19 protein-coding genes are annotated in these 23,922 nt (G+C 63.2%); 13 read left to right on the top strand and 6 right to left on the bottom strand.

All coding sequences use genetic code 11. The annotated features are described in order from the left end of the window. From hemB to DEJ54_RS12600, 6 genes are all read left to right on the top strand, one after another. Positions 1 to 1,032 carry a porphobilinogen synthase gene (gene hemB / locus DEJ54_RS12625; RefSeq protein ID WP_113154884.1) on the top strand — a complete coding sequence of 344 codons (1,032 nt, stop codon included), beginning with the start codon at positions 1 to 3 and terminating at the stop codon, positions 1,030 to 1,032. Between the two features lie 78 nt (positions 1,033 to 1,110). After that, positions 1,111 to 1,581, top strand: a complete 471-nt coding sequence (locus DEJ54_RS12620; RefSeq protein WP_113154883.1) for an RDD family protein — start codon at positions 1,111 to 1,113, stop codon at positions 1,579 to 1,581. 123 nt (positions 1,582 to 1,704) lie between these two features. Then, the gene (locus DEJ54_RS12615) at positions 1,705 to 2,244 is read left to right on the top strand and encodes an RDD family protein (protein ID WP_162742289.1); all 540 of its coding nucleotides are present in this window, start codon (positions 1,705 to 1,707) and stop codon (positions 2,242 to 2,244) included. A gap of 218 nt (positions 2,245 to 2,462) precedes the next feature. Then, entirely contained in the window at positions 2,463 to 4,268 is a 1,806-nt protein-coding gene (locus DEJ54_RS12610; protein ID WP_113154881.1) for an SLC13 family permease, read from the top strand. A gap of 126 nt (positions 4,269 to 4,394) precedes the next feature. After that, the gene (locus DEJ54_RS12605; RefSeq protein WP_113154880.1) at positions 4,395 to 5,141 is read left to right on the top strand and encodes an arginyltransferase; all 747 of its coding nucleotides are present in this window, start codon (positions 4,395 to 4,397) and stop codon (positions 5,139 to 5,141) included. A gap of 130 nt (positions 5,142 to 5,271) precedes the next feature. Further along, a complete protein-coding gene (locus DEJ54_RS12600; RefSeq protein WP_162742377.1) occupies positions 5,272 to 6,117 on the top strand; it encodes a DMT family transporter in 846 nt (281 codons plus the stop codon). A 63-nt stretch (positions 6,118 to 6,180) separates the two neighbouring features. Here DEJ54_RS12600 and DEJ54_RS12595 read toward each other — a convergent pair whose 3' ends face one another. The 4 genes from DEJ54_RS12595 to DEJ54_RS12580 form a co-directional block, all read right to left on the bottom strand. After that, positions 6,181 to 8,520 (bottom strand): Tex family protein, encoded by a 2,340-nt coding sequence (locus DEJ54_RS12595; protein ID WP_113154878.1) that lies wholly within the window; start codon positions 8,518 to 8,520, stop codon positions 6,181 to 6,183. Between the two features lie 557 nt (positions 8,521 to 9,077). Further along, positions 9,078 to 10,232 (bottom strand): D-alanyl-D-alanine-carboxypeptidase/endopeptidase AmpH, encoded by a 1,155-nt coding sequence (gene ampH / locus DEJ54_RS12590; protein WP_113154877.1) that lies wholly within the window; start codon positions 10,230 to 10,232, stop codon positions 9,078 to 9,080. Positions 10,233 to 10,282: 50 nt separating this feature from the next. After that, positions 10,283 to 12,541 carry a DNA topoisomerase IV subunit A gene (gene parC / locus DEJ54_RS12585; protein ID WP_113154876.1) on the bottom strand — a complete coding sequence of 753 codons (2,259 nt, stop codon included), beginning with the start codon at positions 12,539 to 12,541 and terminating at the stop codon, positions 10,283 to 10,285. A 167-nt stretch (positions 12,542 to 12,708) separates the two neighbouring features. Then, positions 12,709 to 13,575 (bottom strand): alpha/beta hydrolase, encoded by an 867-nt coding sequence (locus tag DEJ54_RS12580; protein WP_113154875.1) that lies wholly within the window; start codon positions 13,573 to 13,575, stop codon positions 12,709 to 12,711. A gap of 175 nt (positions 13,576 to 13,750) precedes the next feature. Here DEJ54_RS12580 and DEJ54_RS12575 point away from each other — a divergent pair, with 175 nt between their 5' ends. Beyond that, positions 13,751 to 14,944 carry a hypothetical protein gene (locus tag DEJ54_RS12575; RefSeq protein ID WP_113154874.1) on the top strand — a complete coding sequence of 398 codons (1,194 nt, stop codon included), beginning with the start codon at positions 13,751 to 13,753 and terminating at the stop codon, positions 14,942 to 14,944. Positions 14,945 to 15,113: 169 nt separating this feature from the next. Here DEJ54_RS12575 and aspS read toward each other — a convergent pair whose 3' ends face one another. Continuing rightward, positions 15,114 to 16,901: an aspartate--tRNA ligase gene (gene aspS, locus DEJ54_RS12570; RefSeq protein ID WP_162742288.1), complete on the bottom strand. Its 1,788-nt coding sequence runs from the start codon at positions 16,899 to 16,901 to the stop codon at positions 15,114 to 15,116. A 292-nt stretch (positions 16,902 to 17,193) separates the two neighbouring features. On the opposite strand from aspS, the gene DEJ54_RS12565 reads away from it, so the two are divergent. After that, entirely contained in the window at positions 17,194 to 17,520 is a 327-nt protein-coding gene (locus tag DEJ54_RS12565) for a hypothetical protein (RefSeq protein WP_162742287.1), read from the top strand. On the opposite strand, the gene DEJ54_RS12560 is transcribed toward DEJ54_RS12565, so the two are convergent. Then, positions 17,517 to 18,098, bottom strand: coding sequence for a TetR/AcrR family transcriptional regulator (locus tag DEJ54_RS12560; protein WP_224924949.1), 582 nt, complete (start codon positions 18,096 to 18,098; stop codon positions 17,517 to 17,519). The genes DEJ54_RS12565 and DEJ54_RS12560 overlap by 4 nt on opposite strands. Positions 18,099 to 18,315: 217 nt before the next feature. Between DEJ54_RS12560 and DEJ54_RS12555 the strand changes: the two genes are divergently transcribed. From DEJ54_RS12555 to rnd, 5 genes are all read left to right on the top strand, one after another. Then, the gene (locus DEJ54_RS12555) at positions 18,316 to 19,317 is read left to right on the top strand and encodes an efflux RND transporter periplasmic adaptor subunit (RefSeq protein WP_113154870.1); all 1,002 of its coding nucleotides are present in this window, start codon (positions 18,316 to 18,318) and stop codon (positions 19,315 to 19,317) included. 1 nt (position 19,318) lies between these two features. Next, on the top strand, positions 19,319 to 20,560 hold the full coding sequence (locus DEJ54_RS12550; RefSeq protein ID WP_113154869.1) for an ABC transporter permease: 1,242 nt from the start codon (positions 19,319 to 19,321) through the stop codon (positions 20,558 to 20,560). Beyond that, on the top strand, positions 20,557 to 21,243 hold the full coding sequence (locus DEJ54_RS12545; RefSeq protein ID WP_113154868.1) for an ABC transporter ATP-binding protein: 687 nt from the start codon (positions 20,557 to 20,559) through the stop codon (positions 21,241 to 21,243). Before DEJ54_RS12550 ends, DEJ54_RS12545 begins: the two co-directional genes overlap by 4 nt. Before the next feature lie 150 nt (positions 21,244 to 21,393). Further along, positions 21,394 to 22,638, top strand: coding sequence for an MFS transporter (locus DEJ54_RS12540; protein WP_113156252.1), 1,245 nt, complete (start codon positions 21,394 to 21,396; stop codon positions 22,636 to 22,638). A 56-nt stretch (positions 22,639 to 22,694) separates the two neighbouring features. Continuing rightward, the gene (rnd, locus tag DEJ54_RS12535; RefSeq protein WP_113154867.1) at positions 22,695 to 23,876 is read left to right on the top strand and encodes a ribonuclease D; all 1,182 of its coding nucleotides are present in this window, start codon (positions 22,695 to 22,697) and stop codon (positions 23,874 to 23,876) included. Positions 23,877 to 23,922 lie beyond the last annotated feature (46 nt).

The raw sequence follows: 23,922 nt of genomic DNA, 5'->3' as shown, positions 1-23,922 counted from the left end.
GTGAACAAGTTTTCCCGCACCATGAACAGCCCCGCCACACGCCGCACCGTCGATGAGATCACCGGCAGCCGCCGCCTGCGCCGCACGCGCAAGGCCGACTGGTCGCGCCGCCTCGTGCGCGAGAACCATCTGACGGTGGACGATCTGATCTGGCCGCTGTTCCTCATGGAGGGCGAGAACCGGCAGGAACCGCTTTCCGCCATGCCCGGTGTCATGCGCCATACGGTCGACCATGCGGTCCGGCAGGCCGAATACGCCGCAAAGCTCGGCATTCCGGCCATCGCCACCTTTCCCAATATCGATCCCGCGCGCCGCGACGAGACCGGCTCCCACAGCCTCGACCCGGACAATCTGATCAACCGCGCCACCCGCGCCATCAAGGAAGCGGTGCCGGAGATCGGCATCATCACGGATGTGGCGCTCGACCCCTTCACCAGCCATGGTCATGACGGCATCCTGCGCGATGGCGAGATCATCAATGATGAAACGGTCGCTCAGATCGCGGCTGCGGCCGTCGGCCAGGCCGAAGCCGGCGCGGACATCATCGCCCCCTCCGACATGATGGACGGGCGCATCGGCGCCATTCGCGACGCGCTCGACCAGAACGGCTTCCAGGACGTGGCGATCATGTCCTATGCGACGAAATTCGCCTCGGCCTTCTATGGCCCCTATCGCGAGGCCATCGGCACGGGCGGTCTGCTGAAGGGCGACAAGAAGACCTATTACATCGATCCGGCCAATTCCGACGAAGCGCTGCGCGAAGCCGAGCAGGATCTTCAGGAAGGTGCGGACATGCTGATCGTGAAGCCCGGCCTTCCCTATATCGACATTGTCCGCCAGCTGAAGGACACGTTCTCTGTGCCGACCTTTGCCTATCAGGTGTCCGGCGAATACGCGATGATCCGCGCGGCAGCCGCCAATGGCTGGATCGACGGCGAGCGCGCCATGCTGGAAAGCCTGCTTTCCTTCAAGCGCGCGGGCTGCGACGGAATTCTCACCTATTTTGCCGCCGAAGTTGCTGAATTGCTCTGATTTTGCTCGGAAAATCTTGAAGCGCCGTGTGAACGCACCCATTTTTCATTTGTTCGACAAACCAATGAAGGAACGTTCATGACGGCCACAAGGCCCCTCGACGGCGAAATCATCGATCCCGCACGGGATGACTGGCATCTTTATCGCGGCGTTCGCACGCGGCGCATCTTCGCGTTCTGCATCGACTACCTGTTGATCGGGCTGATGATGGTTCCCGTCGCAATCATCGTTGCCCTTCTGGGCGTAATGACTTTGGGACTTGGCTGGCTTCTGTTCGGCATCCTCGCCCCACTGACCGCCCTTCTCTACGTCGCGATGACCCTTGGCGGTCGCAGACAGGCGACGCTCGGCATGCAATTCATGGACATCAGGCTTGTCCGGCTCGACGGCGGGCGCGTCGATTCCATGCTGGCCGTGGTTCACACGGTTCTGTTCTGGGCCGGCAATGCGGTTCTGACACCGCTGATCCTGCTCGCAAGCCTGTTCCTCGATTACAAGCGCACCGTCCATGATCTGCTTCTGGGCACGGTTGTGGTGCGAACGAGCTGATAATCGAAATTATCGCAAAAGTTGCATCTTTAACGACGCCATATACTTCTGATTTATCAAAACAAGATCGCTCGCTATCGTGAGGCGTTTTCGAACCCTTGATTGATTATGCGAGCGACTTTGATGACCAATACATTTGATCTTAGCCCCCAGCTGACCGCACCGCCCGGAGACCGGCAACCAGATTTCATCGTGCGACAGGGCACGTGGCTGCATTTGCGGCGATGCCTGGCCTTCCTGTTGGATTACGCCCTGTATGCATTGCTGGCCGTTATTCTGTCCGTTCTGGCAACAATGCTCATGGAGTATGTCGTGTTGCACTGGATTGCGCCCGACCGGACGCCGGGAGACATACCGACTGCTCTTTATACGCTTTCCAAGGCCGCGGCCGGAATGGCAACGCTGGTCGCCGTCATTCTCTACATCAGGGCGACACTCGGCGGGCGCTACCAGGCGACCCTCGGCATGCGCCTGTTCAGTCTGCGACTGGAACGGCTCGACAGTGTCGAGATCACACCCCGCTACGCAACCGCACATACCCTGCTAGCAGTCGCTCTCTGCACGCTCTTCAGCCCGCTGATTCTGCTGGCCGCATTCTTTCTGTCGCACAGACAGACCGTGCATGACCGGCTGCTCGATACGGTGATGGTGAGAACCGACTGACGACGGCTTTTTGAAACGCGGCGCCTGCCGCGCTTCGGCCCTCCTGCGACAAGCAAATTCCTTTCCCGTCGGAAGACGCGAAAGCCTTTCCTTTGCCCGCCTTTTGCCGGCATCGGCAAATCCATGCTTGCGGCGCGACCGCTCGTGCTTATTCTCCTGACCTTGCAGGCAGGCATTGGGTATGGCCTGCGGGGACAGTTTCAAGCGGCGGGAGCTGAATGGCCGATTTCCATCTCTGGGCGACCTACGCGATCATTTTCGCCACGGTCGCCGCCTATATCAGCGAACGCTTCACGCTCGAGCTTGTCGCCCTTGGCAGCCTCGTGGCGTTCCTCGCGCTTTTCGCCTTCATTCCCTACGAGAACGCATCCGGCGGCCTGCCGCCCGAAGAACTTCTTTCAGGCTTCGCCAACCCGGCGCTCGCGACGGTTCTCGCGCTCCTGATCGTCGGTCAGGGCCTGTTTGCCACCGATGCTCTGGACAAGCCCGCGCGCATTCTCGCCAGATCGGCCGGCGGGTCGAGCACCCGCACGATCATCATCACGCTTGTGACAGCAGCCCTGCTCAGCGCCATTTTGAACAACACGCCGGTGGTGGTGATCTTCATTCCGGTGCTGATCGTCTTTGCCGCGCAGCGCAATTTCCCGGTTTCCAAGGCGCTGATGCCGCTTTCCTTCATGACCATTCTGGGGGGCATGACAACGCTGATCGGCTCGTCCACCAACCTTTTGGTTGCCGGTGTTGCCGCCAAGGCGGGCATCGGAATCGGATTCTTCGACATCACCCTGCCGGGCTTTATGCTGGCCGCAGCCGGCGCGCTTTATGTCTTCTTTCTCATGCCGCGCATCCTGCGCGATTCGAGCAATGAGAAGACCTTCCGGCAAGTGCAGTCGGGCACGCAGTTCATCGGTGAAATCCGCATCGTGCCCGGCCACCCCTTCATCGGCAAGGAATCGAAAGCCGGTCTCTTTCAGGGGCTCGGCGATCTGACCCCGCGCCTCATCATACGGCGCGGCATGAGCTTTCATCCCCCGTTCGAGAATGTGGTGCTTTCCGAAGGCGACCGGCTGATGGTGACGGCCACCCGCCGCGCCTTCACCCAGGCGCTTTCGCATGGGGCGGCCGGCCACATGGCCGAGGGGCAGACCGAGGCGGCGCGGGTCGGCCCGGACTATCATATCGCAGAGGCGGTGATCCCGCCGGGTTCGCGCCATGCAGGACGCACCATCCGCAATGCCGGCATTGAGACCGAGCACGGCGTTCACATGCTCGGCGTCCAGCGCAAGAGCCGCATGGGCCGCACACCGGTCTCCGACATCCGGCTGGAGCCCGGCGATACGATCCTTGTCGGCGGCACCGACCGCGCCTTCGAGGATCTGCGCGAAAGCCACGACCTGCTCGTTCTCGAATGGTCGGCAGAACCCGTGCCGCAGCGTCGCAAGGCCTGGATCTCCTTCGTCATCTTTGCCGGCATCGTGGTGACCGCCGCTCTGGACATCGCGCCGATCGTCGCCACCGCAATCGCCGGCGCCTTCGCCATGATCGCGACCGGCTGCCTGACGCTGGCGCAGGCCGGCCGCGCCTTCGACCGGCAGATATTCCTTCTGGTGGGCTCGGCCATTGCCGCCGCCACGGCGCTGGAACGCACGGGCGGCGCAAACCTGATCGCCGACAGCGCGGTCGCGCTCCTCGACGGTCAGAGCCCCGCCATCATTCTGTCGGGCTATTTCGCCGTCGTGGCCGTGCTGACCAATTTCCTGTCCAACAATGCGACGGCGGTGCTGTTCACACCCATCGGGCTTGGCATCGCGGCCGCCATCGGCGCGCCGGCGGAAGCCTTCATCGCGGCCACGATCTTCGCCGCTAACTGCTCTTTCGCCACCCCCATCGGCTACCAGACCAACCTGATGGTCATGGGGCCGGGTCACTATTCCTTCCGCGACTTCATGAAGGCCGGCATGCCGCTGGTGGCGATAATTTGGTTGACGTTTTCGTTTGTCGGGCCATGGTATTATGGGCTTTAGATCACTGTGCGCCCATTCTGACGCAAAAAGGACGATCTGAATTATTGATGGAGCATCGGACTATCCCGAAAACCGGATTCCACTTTTCGATCCGATGCTTCAGGACAGGAGTGACGCCCTACCGACATGACGCAGCAACCCGCCCAATCGCCGCAGTTCTTTCTGACCGCGCCTTCGGCCTGCCCTTATCTGGAAGGGCAGTTCGAGCGTAAGGTCTTCACCCATCTGGTCGGGGACAAGGCGCCCGAACTGAACGATTTGCTGACCCAGGGCGGTTTCCGCCGCTCTCAGAACATCGCCTATCGGCCTGCCTGCGAAACCTGCCGGGCCTGTGTTTCCGTGCGCATTCTGGCGCAGGAGTTTCAGCCGACGAAGAACATGAAACGCATTCTGAGGCAGAATGCGGACCTGATCGGCACCGCCCAGGCGGCCGAGCCCTCCACCGAGCAATACACGCTGTTCCGCAGCTATCTGGACGCCCGCCACAAGAAGGGCGGCATGTCGGACATGACCGTGCTCGACTATGCGATGATGGTTGAGGACACCCATGTGGGCACCCAGGTGATCGAGTATCGCCGCCGCGGGCCGGACAGTTTCATCACAGGCAAGGGCGAAGGCGAGCTCATGGCCGTGGCCCTGACCGACCTGATGGGTGACGGGCTGTCGATGGTTTATTCCTTCTTCAATCCCGCGCTGACCGAGCGCTCGCTCGGCACATTCATGATTCTCGACCACATCAACCGCGCCGTGGCTGCCGGTCTGCCGCATGTCTATCTGGGCTACTGGGTCAATGGATCGCGCAAAATGGCCTATAAGGTACGCTTCAAGCCGCAGGAACATCTCGGCCCGCAGGGGTGGGAGCGCGTGGACTAGCGCGCGCCACCCGGACAGGGTCTGCCAAGACGGCACATCTTCACTCCCCTTTCTCAGAGGATTGCCGCCAGTGTCCGACCCAGCCTCCTCCTCGCATGCAAAAGGCCTCGCACTGACCGCCTTTGGCGGCATGGCGCTGACCATCGACATTCCTTTAATCCGGCTGGCCGATGGCGATCCCTGGCCGATCCTGATGGTGCGCAGCGCGCTGACGGTCGCCGTGGCGCTTGCCGTCTGGTTCGTCTGGCGTCTCTTCTCACGCAATGTGCCACCGCTCATGCCCGGTCGTGTCGGCATCGTCGTGGCGGCGCTCTACGCGCTTTCCGCGCTTTGTTTCATCACCGCCGTCTACAACACTTCGACGGCCAATCTGGTGTTCATCCTCGCCTTCAATTCCATGTTCGCAGCGCTGCTCTCCTGGCTGTTCCTGAAGGAGCGACCGAAACCGGCCACACTGATTGCCATGGGGGTGATGCTGATCGGCGTGCTGATCATTGTCGGTGGCGGCATCGGGGCCGGCAATCTGTTCGGAGACGTGATGGCGCTGAGCGCGGCCTTCCTGCTGGCGACCGCCATCACCATCACACGCGGCAGCGGGCGCGACATGGGCTTTACGGCACTGGTCGCCGTCATATTACCCTTCATCGTGGCCGTGATCATGACCGCCAAGACCGGCTACCGCATCGAGGCTCCCTGGTGGATCATCCTCAATGGCGCGGTGGTCATGCCGATCTCGTTCTTCTGCCTGTCCAACGGCCCGAAATACATTTCAGGCCCGGAGGTGGCGATGTTCTATCTTCTGGAAACCGTTCTTGCGCCCGTCTGGGTATGGCTGATTTTCTCGGAAGTGCCGAGCCGCGCAACGCTGATCGGCGGCACGATCCTGATCGTCACGCTGGTCGCCCACTCGCTCTGGCAGCTTCATTCCGGGCGCAGGCGGCGGCGCGCGCAGGCCGCAATGCGCCATCCGGTGTAGCCCTCGTGGTTCGCCCTTCGTCAAGCTCAGGGGCTCACCATGAGGGCTGGGTAAGGAACGCGCCTATTTCTTCTTCATGGCCTGAGCCAGCGCGGCAGCGAGTGCGCCCTGCGGTTCGCTGCTGCGCCCGCCCGGCTTGCCACCGCCATTGCGCTGCTGCCCGCCACGGAACGGCTTGCCGCCATCGCGTGGACGGCCAGCGCCCGCACCGGCATCTGCGCCACCGCTGGCTCCGCCGGCATCCTTGCGCATGGAGAGGCTGATGCGCTTGCGCTTGATGTCGACCTCAAGCACCCGCACCTTCACCACATCGCCGGCCTTCACCACCTCATGCGCGTCCTTCACGAAGCGGTCGGCAAGCTGCGAGACATGCACCAGCCCGTCCTGATGAACACCGATATCCACGAACGCGCCGAAGGCCGCGACATTGGTCACCGTGCCTTCAAGGCTCATGCCGGGCTTCAGATCCTTGATATCGTCGATGCCCTCGGCAAAGGTGGCCGTGCGGAAAGCCGGGCGCGGGTCGCGACCCGGCTTTTCAAGTTCGGCAATGATGTCGCGCACCGTGGGCAGACCAAAACGCTCATCCACGAAGACGCGCGGGTCGAGCGCCTTGAGCGCGCCGGCGTCGCCCATAAGCGAGCGCACATCGCGCCCGCAGGACGAGACGATCTTGCGCGCCACGCCATAGGCCTCCGGATGAACTGACGACGCGTCCAGCGGCTCCGTACCGTTCGGGATGCGCAGGAAGCCGGCGCACTGCTCGAAGGTGCGCTGGCCAAGCCGCGCCACGTCCAGAAGCTGCTTGCGGCTGGAGAACGCGCCATTGGCGTCGCGATGCGCCACGATGGCCTCGGCAATCGACGCGCCAAGGCCCGACACCCGCGCCAGAAGCGAGGAGGATGCCGTGTTCAGGTCCACGCCGACCGCGTTCACCGCGTCTTCCACCACGGCGTCGAGCGCCTTTGCCAGACGGTATTGATCCACATCATGCTGATACTGGCCGACGCCGATGGACTTCGGCTCGATCTTCACCAGCTCCGCCAGCGGGTCCTGCAGGCGGCGCGCGATGGAGACGGCCCCGCGCAGCGAGACGTCAAGATTGGGGAATTCGGCCGCCGCCGTGGGCGACGCCGAATAAACCGATGCGCCGGCCTCGGAAACCACGACCTTGAGCGGCTTGGGCGCCGGCATATCCGACAGCATGTCGGCCACGAGCTTTTCGGTCTCGCGGCTTCCCGTGCCGTTGCCGATGGCGATCAGCTCGACGCCGTGCTTGCGGATCAGCGCCGACAGCTCGGCCTGGCTGCCACGCAGATCGTTGCGCGGCGGGAACGGATACACCGTTGATGTGTCGAGCAGTTTGCCCGTGGCGTCGACCACGGCCACCTTGACGCCGGTGCGAATGCCCGGATCGAGCCCGAGCGTTGCCCGCGTGCCGGCGGGTGCCGCCAGAAGCAGATCCTTCAGATTGCGCGCGAACACATTGATCGCTTCTTCCTCGGCCCGCTCGCGCAGATCGCGCATCAGGTCCAGATTGAGGTGCAGGAAGAGCTTTACGCGCCATGTCCAGCCGGCAACCTCCATCAGCCACTTATCGCCGGGACGCTGGCCGCCGATCTCATAGGCAGCCGCGATCATGCGCACCGCAGGCTTGAGCGGGCTGGTGTCGTCCGCATCCACTTCCAGGTCGAGCGCCAGCACGTCCTCGTTGCGGCCGCGCAGCATGGCAAGCGCGCGATGGCTTGGAACGCCCGACCACTGCTCGGAGTGGTCGAAATAGTCGGAGAACTTCGCGCCCGCCTCCTCCTTGCCCTCGACCACGCGGGCGCGCAGCACGGCGCGTTCCTTCATGTGATTGCGCAGCTTCCCGACCAGATCGGCGTTTTCGGCGAACTGCTCGGCAAGAATGTCGCGCGCGCCGTCGAGCGCGGCCTTCTCGTCTGCGACTTCTTCGCCGAGATAATCCTTCGCCAGATCGGCCGGCACTTTGGAGCGATCCGCCAGAATGGCCTCGGCCAGCGGCCCGAGCCCGCGCTCACGGGCGATCTGCGCCTTGGTGCGCCGCTTGGGCTTGTATGGCAGGTAGATGTCTTCCAGCTCCGCCTTGGTGGCGGCGGTGACGATCTTGGTTTCCAGATCCGGCGTGAGCTTGCCCTGCTCGCGGATCGAACCGAGGATCGTGTCACGGCGCTGATCGAGCTCGCGCAGATAAGAGAGCCGCTCGGCGAGCGTGCGCAACTGCGTGTCATCGAGGCCGCCGGTGACTTCCTTGCGGTAGCGCGCGATGAACGGAACGGTCGCCCCTTCATCCAGAAGACCAATGGCCGCCTGAGCCTGCTCCGGCCGGGCGGTGATCTCGGTGGCAATAAGGGCGGCGATGCGTTTGACGTCAGCTGACATGCGAATTCCTGAATCTGTGAACCCGGCGAAGATAGTGTCATTCGCCGCCCCCTGCCGCTCACAAGAGTGGCTTTTCCACAGTCGCGGGCGTGAGGCGGGGATTGGCGGATGAGAGGTGGTTCGTCATTCGCCTTTCGGCAAGCTCAAGAGGCTCAGGATGAGGGGCGTGGCGCTCGGGCAGTTGAGACGTGGTGCGTCCTTCGACAAGCTCAGGATGAGGGAGGTGGGTAGCCGGATTTCGGGTCAGGCGTATGGGATAGAGGGTCTGGGTGCTCGGGAGAACGCACATGCGCTCACTGCAAGGAAGGCAGCTTCTCAGAGTGGGGAGATGCGCGCAGATCTCAGCGAAGCAGGCAAAAATCCTACAACCACCCCTTCAAGGCCGAGGAGAGCGAGCACAACTCTGCGTGCCCTTCCCGTCATTCTCAACATCCCTCATCCTGAGCCTAACACCCCTCATCCTGAGCTTGTCGAAGGACGCACAGCGCTCCCGCGCGCCGCACAAGACCAAGGGGCAAATGCAGCGCGCACCCTACACCGACAGCCCCCCTCGCCCCTTAACGCGGAGCGAGGTCGGAGATCAGGCCGTTCACCACTTCGGCCATCAGCATGGAAGCCGAGAAATCGAACTCGTTGATGGCGACGAACACGCCAACGCCGCGTGTCGGGGCAAAGGCGTGGTAGACGAACATGCCCTGCAGGCCGCCGGCCTTCTGCAGGATCAGCGGCCGGTCACCCTCGGGCTGCATGACGATCCAGCCAAGCCCCATGGAATCCATATGACCGGATTCGTCAAAGCCATAAGTGGGATCGAGCGCATCGCGCTGCACATAGGAGGCGTGGTCGAGGAGCCGCATCTCGGCCATGTCCGGCGAGAAGCGGTCAAGATGCCATTGCAGCCAGGTCACCATGTCGTTGGCGGTGGAATAAAGCCCGCTCGCGCCCGACATGACCGGCGTGTTGGGCACGTCCGGCAGCGGCGATCCGTCGAAACTGTGGCCCTGCATCAGCCGGTCGCGGTCGGCCTCGGCCGGCGCAAAGGTCGTGTCCTTGAGGCCAATGGGTTCAAGAACCCGCTCGGCAAGCAGTGCGTCATAGGGTTTGCCCGCGGCAGAGCCCAGCGCAACGGCCAGCATGTCGAAGCCGAAATTGGAGTAGAGCCCGCCCGTGCCCGCCGGGAAGAGCTGCACATCGCTGGTGAAGGCCTTCGCGTAGGTCTCTTTCGTGAGCGTGGAGAACGGATCATTCTCCGGGCCGGGCTCGCGGTCGACCTCCCGCGGCAGACCGGACGTGTGTGTGGCGAGGTCAATCAGCCGGATTGGCTTGCCGTCCAGCGCCGGAACGGTCACATCCCAGCCAATGCGCTCCTGCAAATGATCTGTGAACTTCACCGAGCCATCGGCGACGAGGCTCGCCAGAACCGCGCCGGTGAACACCTTGGTCACGGAGCCGACCCGCATCAGCGTGTCGCCGTCCGGCGTCTTGCCGCTTCCCCTGGCGGTTTCACCAAAGCCGAAAACGGCGGTCTCGCCATTGCGCACCGCGCCGATCACAAGACCGGGCACATCGGTCTGCAAATAGAGGATCTGACCGGAAAACTCGACCGCGTCGCTCAACAGCCGGTCTTCGGCCGAAGACGGCTGCGCCAGTCCGACAAGTCCGGCCAGCGCCAGCGTTGCGGCCCGAAGGCCCTTCCCATTCCAGTGCAGCATATCACCCCTCCTCTGCTTGCACCCTGGCCTTCGCGCCTGTGTTGCGGCGCTTACCCAAATTTTCCGGTGCGTGGAAATCCTTTCGGCGCCATGCGACCCGCAGCCGCCCGGTTGCCTATCCATTCAAGCAGCTCTTCGCGCGACTTGACGAAGGTGCGATCGGCGGAATCCTTCCACGAAAGCCCCTCCTCCATGGCGAAGGTCTTGATGTCGGAAACGCCGCCATCCTTGTAGCGCTGCAGGCGCACGCCCTTGCCGCGTGTCATCTCCGGCACTTCGGAAAGCGGGAAGACGAGCAGCTTGCGGTTCTGGCCGACCACGGCCACGTGATCGCCCGAAACCGGCAGGCAGAGCTTCATCTCGTCCGGAGCCTTCACATTCATCACCTGCTTGCCCTTGCGGGTGTTGGCGATGATTTCCTTCTCGGCGACCACGAAGCCGTTGCCCGCATGCGATGCGACCAGAAGCCTGCGCTCGGGATCATGCGCGAAGGCGGTGACGATGGCCTGATCATTGTCCATGTCGACCATGATGCGCACCGGCTCGCCATGACCGCGCCCGCCGGGCAGACGGTCCGCGCCAAGCGTGAAGACCTTGCCCCCCGTGGTGAAGAGCAGGATCTTGTCGGTCGTCTGGGCGTGGAAGGCGATCTTGAGGCTGTCCCCCTCCTTGAAGGAGAGCGAGGAGAAGTCGGCCAGATGCCCCTTCATGGCGCGCAGCCAGCCCTTTTCGGACAAGACCACCGTGATGGGCTCGCGCTCGATCAGCGCCTCGTGGACGTCTTCCAGATCGTGCTCTGGCGCTTCGGCAAAGGTGGTGCGGCGCGCGCCAAGACCCGGGTTCTTCTCCGGATCGAAGGTCTGGCGCACCTTGGCGACTTCCCAGCGCACGGTCTTCCACTGGCGCTCGGTGGAGGCGAGCAGCGCTTCGATGCCTTCCTTTTCCTCGGAAAGCTTGTCGAACTCCTTGCGGATCTCAAATTCCTCGAGCTTGCGCAGGGCGCGCAGCCGCATGTTGAGGATCGCCTCGGCCTGCGTGTCCGTCAGCTTGAAGCGCGCGATCATCACCTTCTTCGGCTCATCCTCCTCGCGGATGATGCGGATGACCTCGTCGATGTTCAGATAGGCGACGAGATAGCCGGCAAGGATTTCCAACCGCTTCTCGATTTCCGCCAGCCGGTGGCGCGAGCGGCGCAGGAGCACATCGCGGCGATGGTCGAGCCATTCGCGCAGAACCTGCTTGAGCGACAGGACGCCCGGCACCTTGCCGCGCGACAGCACGTTCATGTTGAGCGGGAAACGGCTCTCCAGATCGGTCAGCTTGAAGACCGATTCCATCAGCAGTTCCGGCGCGACGGCGCGGCTCTTGGGCACCAGAACGACGCGGACATCCTCCGCGCTTTCGTCGCGAATGTCTTCCAGCAGCGGCAGGCGGCGCGAGATGATCAGTTCGGCGATCTTCTCGATCAGCCGCGATTTCTGCACGCCATAGGGAATTTCGGTGACCACGGCCGTCCATGCGCCGCGGCTCTGTTCTTCCTTGTGCCAGCGGGCGCGAACGCGGAAACCGCCGCGTCCGGTCGCATAGGCCTCGCGGATGGAATCCGGCCCCTCGACGATGATGCCGCCGGTCGGGAAATCCGGCCCCTTGACGAAATCGAGCAGACGCTCGGGATCGACATCCGGATTGTCGATGATGGCGAGCGCCGCATCGCAGACTTCTGCCGCATTGTGCGGCGGGATCGAGGTCGCCATGCCCACGGCGATGCCCGAAGAACCATTGCAGAGCAGGTTCGGGAACGCGCCGGGGAGCACGATGGGCTCCTCGTCTTCCTCATTGTAGGTCAGACGGAAATCGACGGCATCCTCGGTGATGCCCGTCAGGATCTCCGAGGCAACCTCGGTCATGCGCGCTTCGGTGTAGCGCATGGCAGCCGCGTTATCGCCGTCGATATTGCCGAAATTGCCCTGCCCGTCGACCAGCGGATAACGCATGGCGAAAGGCTGCGCGAGACGCACCAGCGCGTCGTAGATCGACTGGTCGCCATGCGGATGGAACTTGCCCATCACGTCGCCGACGATGCGGGCGCATTTGGCAAAACCCTGATCGGGACTGAGGCGCAGAAGACGCATGGTGTGGACGATGCGCCTATGCACGGGCTTCAGCCCGTCGCGCACATCCGGCAGCGCACGATGCATGATCGTCGACAGCGCATAGGCGAGGTAGCGCTCTTCGAGCGCTTTTTTCAGATCGACCGGCTCTACGGCATCACCACCGTCGCCACCGGGCGGAAGCATATCTTTTCCCATGGTTTCCGGTTAGACCAGCGGGTGATTCGCGGCAAGCCTTTATGGCAAAAGGGCTGTGGCTAGACCACAGGACAGAAAAGTGGAAACCGGTTTTCGGTCTGTTCCGGTGCTCCACTAAAGGTGCAGGTCTTCCTTATGCATGCACGGCGACCTGCTTCACGTGTATGTCAGCGCGTGACCTGTGCCAGAAAGCGTTCGATCGTCACCGTCGCCGGATCGCCCTGACCGCCAAGCTTGCGCGCAATCGACCCGTGCGTGTAACGCCCGCCGTCGAAAACCGCCGCCCGCGCCCCGCGCGCCTTGAGCAGATTGGCGTACCCATTGGTCAGCGCCCTGCGTCTTTCACCATTGGAACCCGAGTGAAGGAAGAGATGCGGTGGAAAGCCCGAGCCGCGGCGCGCATAGGTGACCGGAGACCAGCGCACCCAGTCATTCGGGTCCGAGCCGAAGGCATTGATATAGGGATAGCCGAGCGAACCGCGCATGCCGGCATAGGCCACCATGTCATAGGCCTGCACGTCGTTGGGAATCACACCGCGCACATCGCCGGCGACATTGCGCGCCGCCGCCATCGCCACCAGATGCGCGCCGGCCGAATGGCCCATGAGCACGATGCGCGATGGATCGCCGCCATAGCGTGAGATGTTGGAGCGCACCCAGGAGATGGCCGCCGACAGATCGTTGACCTGTCCGTCAATGGTGGTCTGCGGCACTTTTCGATAATCGATGGCGACCAGCATGTAGCCGCGCTGGGTGAGCCATTCGGGAAGCGAATAGACCTTCTTGCGCGATCCCTTCACCCAGCCGCCGCCATGGGCGTAGATCACCACGGGAACCTTGGGGCTGCCGAAGGAGAACAGGTTCATGCGCACCACGCCGGCCTGGGAGGTCCGGCCGGGTGTGTCGGGTGCGTGAATGTCGAGTTTCAGACCACTGCGGTAGGTGATGCCTTCATGCAGCTCCACCGCCTGCGCTGCGAACGAGAAGAGAATCAAAAGAAAGGCGCTCGCCCCAAAATGCCCGAATGCCCGCATTCCCGACGTCTCTCCCGTTTTCCAAGGGTTCAGCAACCATAGCGTCATGGATAACACGCAATACTGGCCTGTGAAAATTGACACAGGTTTACCCAAAGGCCATCCTCCGACCGTAATTCTCGGCCTCCATGCCAGCAGATAACCGTTATCTTACGTTACTTTAAGGAAATTGCCCATGCTCAGCCATGCAACCAAGCTGAAGACCCTCTCGCTCGCCGCCCTGCTTTCGGCCACGGCGCTGCAGTCCGCCCAGGCCTGGGAAGCGGATGAGGTTGCCGCGCGCTACAAGACGCTGCTCGGCGATCAGGGCGTCGAGGCGGAATGGACCGCCGCACGCAAGGACGGCGATTCGATTGTGCTTGAGGGCGCGTCGTTCGGTGTCGCCGACGTCGACAAAAAGGCGAACCTTGGCGATCTGGTTCTTGAAGACGTCAGCGAAACCGACAGCGTCTATGAGATCGGCCGCGTCGCCGTTGATAATTTCCAGCAGTCCGAGGATGATTTCGACATCGCTCTGAAGGGCGTGTCCATCGAGGGGCTGATTCTGCCCAAGGAAGCGGAAGACGCTCCCTATGGCGGCCTGATGCAGTATCGCCGCTTCGCGCTGGAAAGCGCCCGCGTGGGCAAGAATGGCGATGAACCGATCTTCACGCTCGGCAATCTGGTGGCCGACACGGATCTCGGCGACGGCGCCAACAAAATGTCGTTCGAGGGCTCGGCAGAAAGCTTCTCGCTTGATCTGTCGAAACTCACCGACAGCAGGGAAGCCCACGAGCAGCTCAAGGAATATGGCTACGAACAGCTTTCCGGCCGCGTCGACATGGCTGGCAGCTGGACGCTGGACGACGGCCGCATGCAGGTCAGCCGCTACGACCTGAAGCTCGACAATGCCGGCACACTGGCCATCACCGCCGACATCAGCGGCTACACGCCGGAATTCCTGCGCACACTGCAGGAAATGCAGGAGAAGATGGAGAACGGCACGGAAGAGCAGCAGCAGGCACAGGGCCTCGCAATGCTCGGCCTCATGCAGCAGCTCAACCTGCATGGCGCGTCCATCCGCTTTTCCGATGCATCGCTGACCGGCAAGCTGATCGCCTATGTGGCCGCGCAGCAGGGTGTCAAGCCGGAGGACGTGGCCAATCAGGCAAAGGCCATAGTGCCGCTCATGGCCGGCCAGTATCTCGGCCCGGACCTGACCCAGAGCCTCGCGAAAGCGGTCACCACCTATCTTGATGACCCGCGCAACCTCACGATCAGCATCGCGCCGGAAGAGCCGATGCCGTTCGCCGTTCTGATGGGCACCGCCATGGGCTCACCGGAAGCACTCGCCAAGCAGGTTGGCCTGCAGGTTCTGGCAAACCAGTAAAAGGCGTCTCATCGCCAAGCGCATCGGCGCTCTAACGGGCCAGGCAGCGCAAGCTGCCTGGTTTTTTTTTCCCCTTCAGCCGAAGCAGGGCGGAAACGAAAACGGCCCCGCCCGTTCAGGCGAGGCCGTTCTCAAAATGTCTGGATGGCGCGGCTTTGCGCCCTGCGGGTCAGTCCTTCTTGACCGGAGCGAGACGCAGGTTCAGCTCGCGCAGCTGCGCCGGCGTTGCCTCGGAAGGCGCGCCCATCAGGAGATCCTGCGCCTGCTGGTTCATCGGAAACATGGTGATCTCACGCAGGTTCTTCGCGCCAAGAAGCAGCATCACGATGCGGTCGATGCCGGCGGCCATGCCGCCATGGGGCGGTGCGCCATACTGGAACGCGCGGTAGAGACCGCCAAAGCGCTCCTCCACTTCCTGCTGATCGAAACCGACCTTCTCGAACGCCTTGACCATGACTTCCGGCAGATGGTTGCGGATGCCGCCCGATGCGATCTCGAAGCCGTTGCAGACGAGGTCGTACTGCCAGGCCTTGAGCGACAGCGGGTCATCGCCTTCCAGCCCTTCAAGGCCGCCCTGCGGCATGGTGAAGGGGTTGTGGCCGAAATCGAGCTTGTCCTCGTCTTCGTTCCATTCGTAGAAGGGGAAATCCACGATCCATGCAAGGGCGAAACGTTCGCGGTCGACCAGATCAAGTTCCTCACCGGCGCGCGTGCGGGCTGCGCCGGCAAAGCCGGCGAACTTGCGCGGATCGCCAGCGGCGAAGAAGCAGGCGTCACCGTCTTCCAGACCAAGCTGGGTGCGGATCGCCTCGGTGCGCTCCGGGCCGATGTTCTTGGCAATCGGACCAGCGCCTTCAAGGCCCTCGCCTTCCTTGCGCCAGAAGATGTAGCCCAGACCCGGCTGGCCCTCGCCCTGCGCCCAGGAGTTCATGCGGTCGCAGAAAGCGCGGCTGCCGCCGGTCTTGGCCGGAATGGCCCAAACTTCGGCCTTTTCGTCATTGGCCAGAATGTTGGCGAACACCTTGAAGCCCGATCCGCGGAAATGCTCGGAAACGTCTTCCATCTCGATGGGGTTGCGCAGGTCCGGCTTGTCGGAACCATATTTGCGCATGGCCTCGTCGTAGGGAATGCGCGGGAAGACATCCGTGACCGGCTTGCCATTGGCAAACGTCTCGAAGATGCCGCGCATGACGGGCTCCATCGTCTGGAACACATCTTCCTGCTCGACGAAGCTCATTTCCAGGTCGAGCTGGTAGAACTCGCCCGGCAGACGGTCGGCGCGCGGGTCCTCATCGCGGAAGCACGGCGCGATCTGGAAGTAGCGGTCGAAGCCCGACATCATGATGAGCTGCTTGTACTGCTGCGGCGCCTGCGGCAGCGCGTAGAACTGGCCCTCATGCAGACGCGACGGCACGAGGAAGTCGCGCGCGCCTTCCGGCGAGGATGCCGTCAGGATTGGCGTCGAATATTCGGTGAAGCCGACCTCGCCCATGGCGCGACGCATCTCGGCGATAATCTTCGTGCGCTGCACGATGTTCCTGTGCAGCGTTTCGCGACGCAGGTCGAGGAAGCGGTATTTGAGGCGGATATCTTCCGGATAGTCCGGCTCGCCGAACACCGGCAGCGGCAGTTCCTTGGCCGAAGACAGAATCTCGATCTCACGGGCGAAGATTTCGACTTCACCGGTGGGCAGATTCGCGTTGATGGTCTCGTCCGTGCGGGCCTTTACCTCGCCATCGACGCGAATGACCCACTCGCCACGCACGGTCTCGGCCACCTGGAAAGACGGAGAATCGGGATCGGCGACGATCTGGGTGATGCCGTAATGGTCGCGCAGGTCGATGAACAGCAGGCCGCCATGGTCGCGCACACGATGGACCCAGCCGGACAGGCGCACATTGGCGCCGACATCGGATTTTCTCAGTTGGGCGCAGGAATGGCTGCGGTAGCGATGCATGGTCATATCATCCGTGTCTTGGAATTCTTGCTCAGGCCCCGTGGAAAAAGGGCCAGAAGGTCGGCGGGAAAAGCGCATGGGAGGTGCGATTTGTCAAGGTGTCGCGCCCGCGCGGGCACTGCGCCGGCCAAAAACCCGCCCGTAAAACCTCTGCCGCCCGCGCCATTCCGCTTCCCCGCCGGAGCCAGCATCCTACGAATGCAGGAATTGCCGGTCCCCTGCCCCCATGCGACACTTGCCCCCGTGTCCTTGAGGAGAGACTTCAACAACAAGCGATGAAGGGACCGGGACAATGCATGCACTCTACAGAGTAGCCGCGCTCGCAGCACTGGCTGCCGGGCTCGCCGGATGCAACCAGACGACACAATCCGAAAGCACATCAATGTCGGGCAGCACGGCTGCGGCCATGCGCACCGGCAGCCCGCAGGACGAGCAGGCCTGCCTCGCCGCCGTGGCTCAACAGACCAACAACACGGTGACGGTGCTGAGCTCGGAATTCTCCGAAGCGAACACGCTGGTCATGGTCGGCGTCGGCCCCAATCGCGCGCCATGGCACTGTCTGGTGTCGCGCGGCATCGTCTCCGAGGTCATGTCGATGGTGAATGAGGGTGCGCTTTAAGCACTTTGTGCGTTCGCCAGATGGCGGGCGACCGCATCGCCCAGGCCGAGTTCATTGAGAAGGCGGATGAAGTAGCTTCGCAGCCCCTCCTCCGTCTTCGCCCCGGGCTTCAAGAGAAGCTCATACATCAGTGCGCCGCTGAACATGTCCTGAAACATGTCCACATCCGTGTCGGCCGGCAGCGCGCCTTCGGCACGTGCGCGCTCCACGATCACATTGAAGGCGGCGCGGCGTGGCGCGAGATAAACCTCCCAGAAGACGCCGAGCAGGTCGGGCGCATCCGGCACGGAACCGATGATGCGGGCGAGAAGCCGACGCGCATCGTGCTCCACCCACCCCTTCGGCCCGTGATCGATCATCATGCCGACCAGCGTCTCGAGTGGCAGCGCCCGCCATTCGCCAAAATCCTGCTCGGCATTTTCCTTCAGCCGCCCCAGCGCATCGGCAATCAGCGTTTCGCGCGTCGACCAGCGCCGATAGATGGTGGCGCGGGTTACACCGGCCTCGCGCGCGATCTTCTCAAAACTCGCGCCATCGAGCCCGTTGGCCACGAAAAGCCCGAGCGCGGCATCGAGTATGGCCGCGTCGGTCTGCGGATCGCGGGGGCGTCCCGGGCCGCGTGCCTTACCCTGCGAATTTTGCGTGTCGCCGGACAGGGTTCTTCTCCATCGTTGCGTCAGATCAAAGCGAAGCCTCTCTCAGCATGAGAAAGGCAATTGTACGACCGAAATAATTTCGATACAGATATGCATCGTATTTATTTTGCCGCCTCCTGCGGCTGTCAGGGAGAACGACGTGACATTCCTCCGCCTCTTTCTAGCAGCCATTCTGCTTGCCGCGGCTGCCGGTGCGGCTTTCTGGTATCACAACCAGCCCGCCCCTGTCGCAGTGACCGGTGCTGAAAGGGGCAGCGCCGCCGACATCGTGTTCGCTTCCGGGGTGGTGGAGCCGCGCAACTGGGCCAAGGTAACCTCGCTGGTGCGCGAACGCATCGTCGAAGTCTGCAATTGCGAGGGCGAGCGCGTTGAGACCGGCTACATTCTGGCGCGGCTCGACGCCACCGAGGCCGAAGCCATCCTCACCGAACTGAAGGCCCGCTACAAGCTGGCGGTGGATGAGCGCGACCGGCTGACCCTGCTTGTGGAACGCAATGTCACCAGCGTGACGGCGCTGGAACGCGCCAGCGCAGAAGTAAGTCAGGTGGAAGCGCTGATCGCCGGCCAGACCGCGCGTCTTGAGGACTACACGCTGCGCGCACCAAGCAACGGCATGGTTCTGCGTCAGGACGTGGAAATCGGCGAGATTGCCGAGCCCGGCCATGTCCTGTTCTGGGTCGGACGGCTCACGCCGCGCATTGTGGTGGCCGAGGTCAATGAGGAGGATATTCCGAGCATCGAGCCCGATCAGGACGTGCTGATCCGCTCGGACGCCTTTCCGGGCCGCGAACTGGAAGCGATAGTCGACAGCATTACCCCCAAGGGCGATCCCGTTACCCGCACCTATCGCGTGCGCCTCGCCCTGCCGGACGACACGCCGCTCATGATCGGCATGTCCGTCGACGCCAACATCATCACCCGCGTGGTGAAGGACACGCTTCTCGTGCCGGCGCTGACGCTCCATGGCAATGACCTTTTCATCGTCGAGAATGACGCAGCGAAGCGGGTGACGGTCGAGACCGGCATTCGCGGGACCGAGCGGATCGAGATCCTCTCCGGCCTCGATGCCGGGGCGCAGATCATCACCCCCTACCCCGATACGCTGGAAGACGGAACGCCCGTCGCCATAGAGGCCGAATAACATGCGCCTCATCCTCGACATCGCGATGACCCACATCGTCGGTCGCGGGCGACAGACGCTCGTGGCGGTGATCGGCGTGGCGGTCGGTGTCGGTTTTTCCATCGCCATGGCGGCGCTCATGCAGGGTGGCCAGGACGATTTCGTCGAACAGCTCATCGACACCATGCCGCATGTGCAGATCACCGACGAGCGCCGCACCGCCCGCCGCCAGCCGGCCGAAGATGCGTTCGATGCGGCCGCGATATCCGGCCTGCGTCCACCCGACGACCGGCGCGGCATCATCAACCCCACTGCGGCGCTGGCCTGGCTGGAAGGCTGGGTGCCCGGCAATATCGCGCAGAGCCTCAGAACACAGGGCGTGGTGCGCTATCAGGGCCGCGAGGCGGGTGCCGCCCTTGTCGGGGTCGAACCGGAAACGGAACGCACCATCTCGCCCATTGTCGAGGATTTCACCCGTGGCAGCTTCGCCACCCTGTCCGAAGGCGGCAACAACATCGTCATGGGCGACCGCATGGCCGAAAAGCTGGGGGCGGATCTCGGCGACACGGTCACGGCGGTTTCGTCTTCGGGCCTGACGCGCAATTTCCGCATCACCGGCCTGTTTCACACCGGCACCACGGCCCGCGACGAGGGCGAGGCCTATCTCCTCCTGAAGAATGCGCAGATCCTTTCCGAGCGGACCAACGCCATCAACGACATTCGCATCAAACTGCGCGATCCCTACGCCGCAACGACAGCCGCCCAGCGCATTGAGGCGGAACTCGGCTACAAGGCCGTTTCCTGGCAGGAGGCGAACGAGGCCATCATGGAGGCTTTCGTGGTGCGCAATGTCATCATGTATGCGGTGGTGGCGGCAATCCTGCTGGTGGCCGGTTTCGGCATCTTCAACATCGTCTCCACCATCACCCATGAGAAGGCGCGCGACATCGCCATCATGAAATCCCTCGGCTTCAGCCGCAGCGACATGCAGCGCATGTTCGTGATCGAGGGCATCGCCATTGGCGCTGCCGGCTCCATTCTGGGCTGGGTTCTGGGCTTTGCCCTCACCTACGCCCTCTCCTCAATCCGTTTCGAACTCGATGCCGGCGGCCAGGAGATGACCGAACTGCCGATAGCCTGGAGCGCCCTGCACTATGCCATCGCCTCGGCCTTCGCGCTGGGCTCGGCTGCGATTGCCGGCTATCTGCCAGCGCGCAAGGCGGCAAGGCTTCATCCGGTCGACATCATTCGGGGGGCCTCATGACCGCGCTTCTGGAAGCCCGCAATCTGACCCGCATCCTGCCGGAAACCATCCCGGTCACACTGGTCAGGGATGTCTCGCTAACCGTTGCCGAGCGCGAATTCGTGGCCATTACCGGTCCCTCCGGCTCCGGCAAATCCTCGCTTCTCTATCTGCTTGGCCTGCTCGACCGGCCAACCAGCGGCACGCTCACCATCGAGGGCCGCGACACCGGTCCCATGAACGATGCCGAGCTTGCCCGTACACGGCTGGAGATGCTCGGTTTCGTCTTCCAGTTCCACTTCCTTCTGCCCGAGTTCACCGCCCGTCAGAATGTCGAGATCCCGATGCGCAAGCTCGGCAGGCTCTCGCGGCGGCAGATGCGCGACCGCGCCGGCGATCTGCTTGCCATGCTCGGCCTCGCCGATCATTGCGACAAGAAACCCTACCAGCTCTCCGGCGGCCAGCGGCAGCGTGTCGCCGTCGCCCGGGCGCTCGCCAATGACCCGCCCATGGTTTTCGCCGACGAACCGACAGGCAGCCTCGATTCGAAAAGCTCCGAACAGGTGTTCCAGACCCTGCGCGACCTCGTTTCCGAGCGCGGCAAGACGGTCGTGGCTGTGACACACGATCTGGACATGGCGGCGCGCATGGACCGGCGCATCCATCTGGTGGACGGCATGCTGGCAGACGCCGACGACGACTGACGCCCGACGACGCACGGCGACGTTTGACGCGAATGAGGCGGCTGGGATGATCGGCCCACCCGCCTGGCTCAAGAGAATTGGTACAGCCCGGCCTATAGCTCGATCATGAAGGGCGCGACCGGCCGCGCCGCCAATACCGGGCCTTCCGCCATGTCCAGCCTTCGCCCGCTGATCCCGCTTCTCATCGCTGCAGGCATCCTGCTGGCGGGCAACGGGCTTCAGGGCACTTTGATCGCGCTGCGCGGAGCGGAAGAAGGCTTTTCCGAAACGCTGATCGGCCTTATGGGCAGCGCCTATTTCGCCGGTTTCCTGATTGGCTGCCTGTGCGTGCCGCGCCTGTTGCGGGCCGTCGGCCATATCCGCGCCTTTGCGGCGCTCGCGGCGATGGGAGCGGCAGGCTCCCTGCTTCTCATTCTGTTCGTCGATCCCATCGCGTGGATCGCCATACGCTTTCTCTCGGGGATCTGCTTTTCGAGCCTTTTCACCACCATCGAGAGCTGGCTCAACTCGGCTGCGAGCAACAGCAACCGCGCCCGCCTTCTGGCCGTCTATCGCATCATCGACATCGGTGCTGTGACCGGCTCGCAATACATGCTTCCCGCGCTCGGCATCGAGGGGTTCACGGTCTTCGCGGTGATGGCCATGATGATCACCCTTTCGCTGGTGCCGGTCTCCATGGCCGACCGCTCCAACCCCAAGCCCCCAGCCGAGTTCAGCCTGAACCTGCCGGCCGTCTGGCGCATCTCGCCCCTTGCCGCCTTTGGCTGCCTTTCCGTCGGTCTCACCAACAGCGCCTTCCGCATCGTCGGCCCGATCTACGGCCAGTCCATTGGCCTGAGCGTGTCGGAGATCGCCACTTTCATGAGCGCGGGCATCATCGGCGGCGCGGTGATGCAATATCCGCTGGGCGCGCTCTCAGACCGGCGCGACCGGCGGCAGATCCTGCTGGGCACCACCATTGGCGCGCTGATCTCCGCGCTCATCATCGTCTGGTTTGCGGGCGATGACCGCACGGCGAACATGCTGCTCGTCTTCCTGTTCGGCGCGTTCGCCATGTCGCTCTATTCGCTGTCCGCGGCCCATGCCAACGATCACGCCAAGAAGGACCAGTTCGTGCAGCTGGCGGCCGGACTGCTCTTCTTCTATTCGGTCGGCGCCATGGCAGGCCCGCTGCTCGCCTCGCTTCTCATGCAGCGTTTCGGCCCGCATGCATTGTTTGCCTATACCGCCCTCATCTATGCGGTTCTCATCGCCGTTACGATCTACCGGATGCGCGCCCGCCCGGCCGTGCCGAGGGCGCATCGCCCGCGCTTTGCAGCGCTCCTGCGCACCTCGCCCGTGTTCATGCGCATGGCCCGGCGCAGCCGGAACTCCCGCCCTGCGAACGACGGATAAGCCGTGTTGCACAGCGTTTTCTTTCCTTTTTCCTCCGCATGACCTAAAGAAGCAGAATGCAGCTGATTACTACGCAAAAAGACCTCGAAGCCGCGATCACCGCGCTCAAGCAGTCCGATTTCGTCACCGTCGACACCGAATTCATTCGCGAATCGACTTTCTGGCCAGAGCTTTGCCTGATCCAGATGGCCGCACCCGGTGTCACGGCGCTGGTGGATCCGCTTGCCGACGGGCTGGATCTGAAACCCTTCTTCGAGTTGATGGCCGACGAGAACATCGTCAAGGTGTTCCACGCCGCGCGTCAGGATGTGGAGATCGTCTACCATCTGGGCAAGCTGATCCCGCACCCGCTGTTCGACACGCAGGTGGCGGCATCCGTCTGCGGTTTCGGCGACAGCGTTTCCTACGATCAGCTCGTCGCCAAGATCACCGGTGCGCGCATCGACAAGTCGTCGCGCTTCACCGACTGGCGTAGACGCCCCCTCTCCGACAAGCAGCTCAGCTATGCGCTGGCCGACGTCACGCATCTGATTGATGTCTATCAGCACCTCAAGGGGCAGCTGGAGCGCGAGGGCCGCGCCCACTGGCTCAATGAGGAGATGGCCGTATTGACCGCCCGCGAGACCTATGATCCGCATCCGGACGACGCCTGGCGTCGCCTGAAGCTGCGCGTCAAGAAACCCATCGAGCTGGCCATTCTCCAGCACGTTGCGGCCTGGCGCGAACGCGAAGCGCGCGAACGCAATGTGCCGCGCGGCCGTGTCGTGAAGGACGATGCGCTCTACGAAGTGGCACAGCAGCAGCCGCGTGATGCGGAAGCGCTCGGCCGGCTTCGCACGATCCCCAGAGGCTGGGAGCGCTCGGGCGCTGCCGCCGGTCTTCTGGGCGCGGTCGCCAAGGCCATGGCGCTGCCGAAGGAAGACCTTCCCCGCCTGCCGCGCCCGCCACAGGCCCCGGAAGGGGCCGCAGCCGCAGCAGAGCTCCTGAAAGTCTTCCTGAAGCTTGTCGCCGACCGTCAAGGCGTTGCCGCCAAGATGCTGGCCTCCAGCGACGATATCGACCGCATTGCGGCCGATGGCGAGGATGCCGACGTTCCGGCCATGTCCGGCTGGCGGCGCGAAGTGTTCGGCGATGAAGCACTGAAACTGGTGCGCGGCGAACTCGCCCTGCGCTTCAACAGGCGCAAGATCGAGATCTTCGAGCCTGTGGCGGGCGCTCAGCGCGAACCGGCTGAATAAGCCCGGCGCGCCAACGAACGAACTGTTTCAAGCAATATTGAGAGCG

It is taken from the genome of Nitratireductor sp. OM-1, assembly GCF_003296175.1.
GTDB lineage: Bacteria > Pseudomonadota > Alphaproteobacteria > Rhizobiales > Rhizobiaceae > Nitratireductor > Nitratireductor aquimarinus.
This window is presented reverse-complemented; position numbering and strand designations above follow the sequence as displayed.

Bases quoted from the DNA above. Each gene is read 5' to 3' on its own strand.
- DEJ54_RS12600 (WP_162742377.1), top strand. From the start codon at position 5,272: ATGGCGCTGACCATCGACATTCCTTTAATCCGGCTGGCCGATGGCGAT.
- DEJ54_RS12545 (WP_113154868.1), top strand. From the start codon at position 20,557: ATGACCGCGCTTCTGGAAGCCCGCAATCTGACCCGCATCCTGCCGGAA.
- DEJ54_RS12620 (WP_113154883.1), top strand. From the start codon at position 1,111: ATGACGGCCACAAGGCCCCTCGACGGCGAAATCATCGATCCCGCACGG.
- rnd (WP_113154867.1), top strand. From the start codon at position 22,695: ATGCAGCTGATTACTACGCAAAAAGACCTCGAAGCCGCGATCACCGCG.
- DEJ54_RS12550 (WP_113154869.1), top strand. From the start codon at position 19,319: ATGCGCCTCATCCTCGACATCGCGATGACCCACATCGTCGGTCGCGGG.
- DEJ54_RS12615 (WP_162742289.1), top strand. From the start codon at position 1,705: ATGACCAATACATTTGATCTTAGCCCCCAGCTGACCGCACCGCCCGGA.
- DEJ54_RS12540 (WP_113156252.1), top strand. From the start codon at position 21,394: ATGTCCAGCCTTCGCCCGCTGATCCCGCTTCTCATCGCTGCAGGCATC.
- DEJ54_RS12575 (WP_113154874.1), top strand. From the start codon at position 13,751: ATGCTCAGCCATGCAACCAAGCTGAAGACCCTCTCGCTCGCCGCCCTG.
- DEJ54_RS12580 (WP_113154875.1), bottom strand. From the start codon at position 13,575: ATGCGGGCATTCGGGCATTTTGGGGCGAGCGCCTTTCTTTTGATTCTC.
- DEJ54_RS12610 (WP_113154881.1), top strand. From the start codon at position 2,463: ATGGCCGATTTCCATCTCTGGGCGACCTACGCGATCATTTTCGCCACG.
- aspS (WP_162742288.1), bottom strand. From the start codon at position 16,901: ATGCATCGCTACCGCAGCCATTCCTGCGCCCAACTGAGAAAATCCGAT.
- DEJ54_RS12605 (WP_113154880.1), top strand. From the start codon at position 4,395: ATGACGCAGCAACCCGCCCAATCGCCGCAGTTCTTTCTGACCGCGCCT.
- ampH (WP_113154877.1), bottom strand. From the start codon at position 10,232: ATGCTGCACTGGAATGGGAAGGGCCTTCGGGCCGCAACGCTGGCGCTG.
- DEJ54_RS12595 (WP_113154878.1), bottom strand. From the start codon at position 8,520: ATGTCAGCTGACGTCAAACGCATCGCCGCCCTTATTGCCACCGAGATC.
- parC (WP_113154876.1), bottom strand. From the start codon at position 12,541: ATGGGAAAAGATATGCTTCCGCCCGGTGGCGACGGTGGTGATGCCGTA.
- DEJ54_RS12565 (WP_162742287.1), top strand. From the start codon at position 17,194: ATGCATGCACTCTACAGAGTAGCCGCGCTCGCAGCACTGGCTGCCGGG.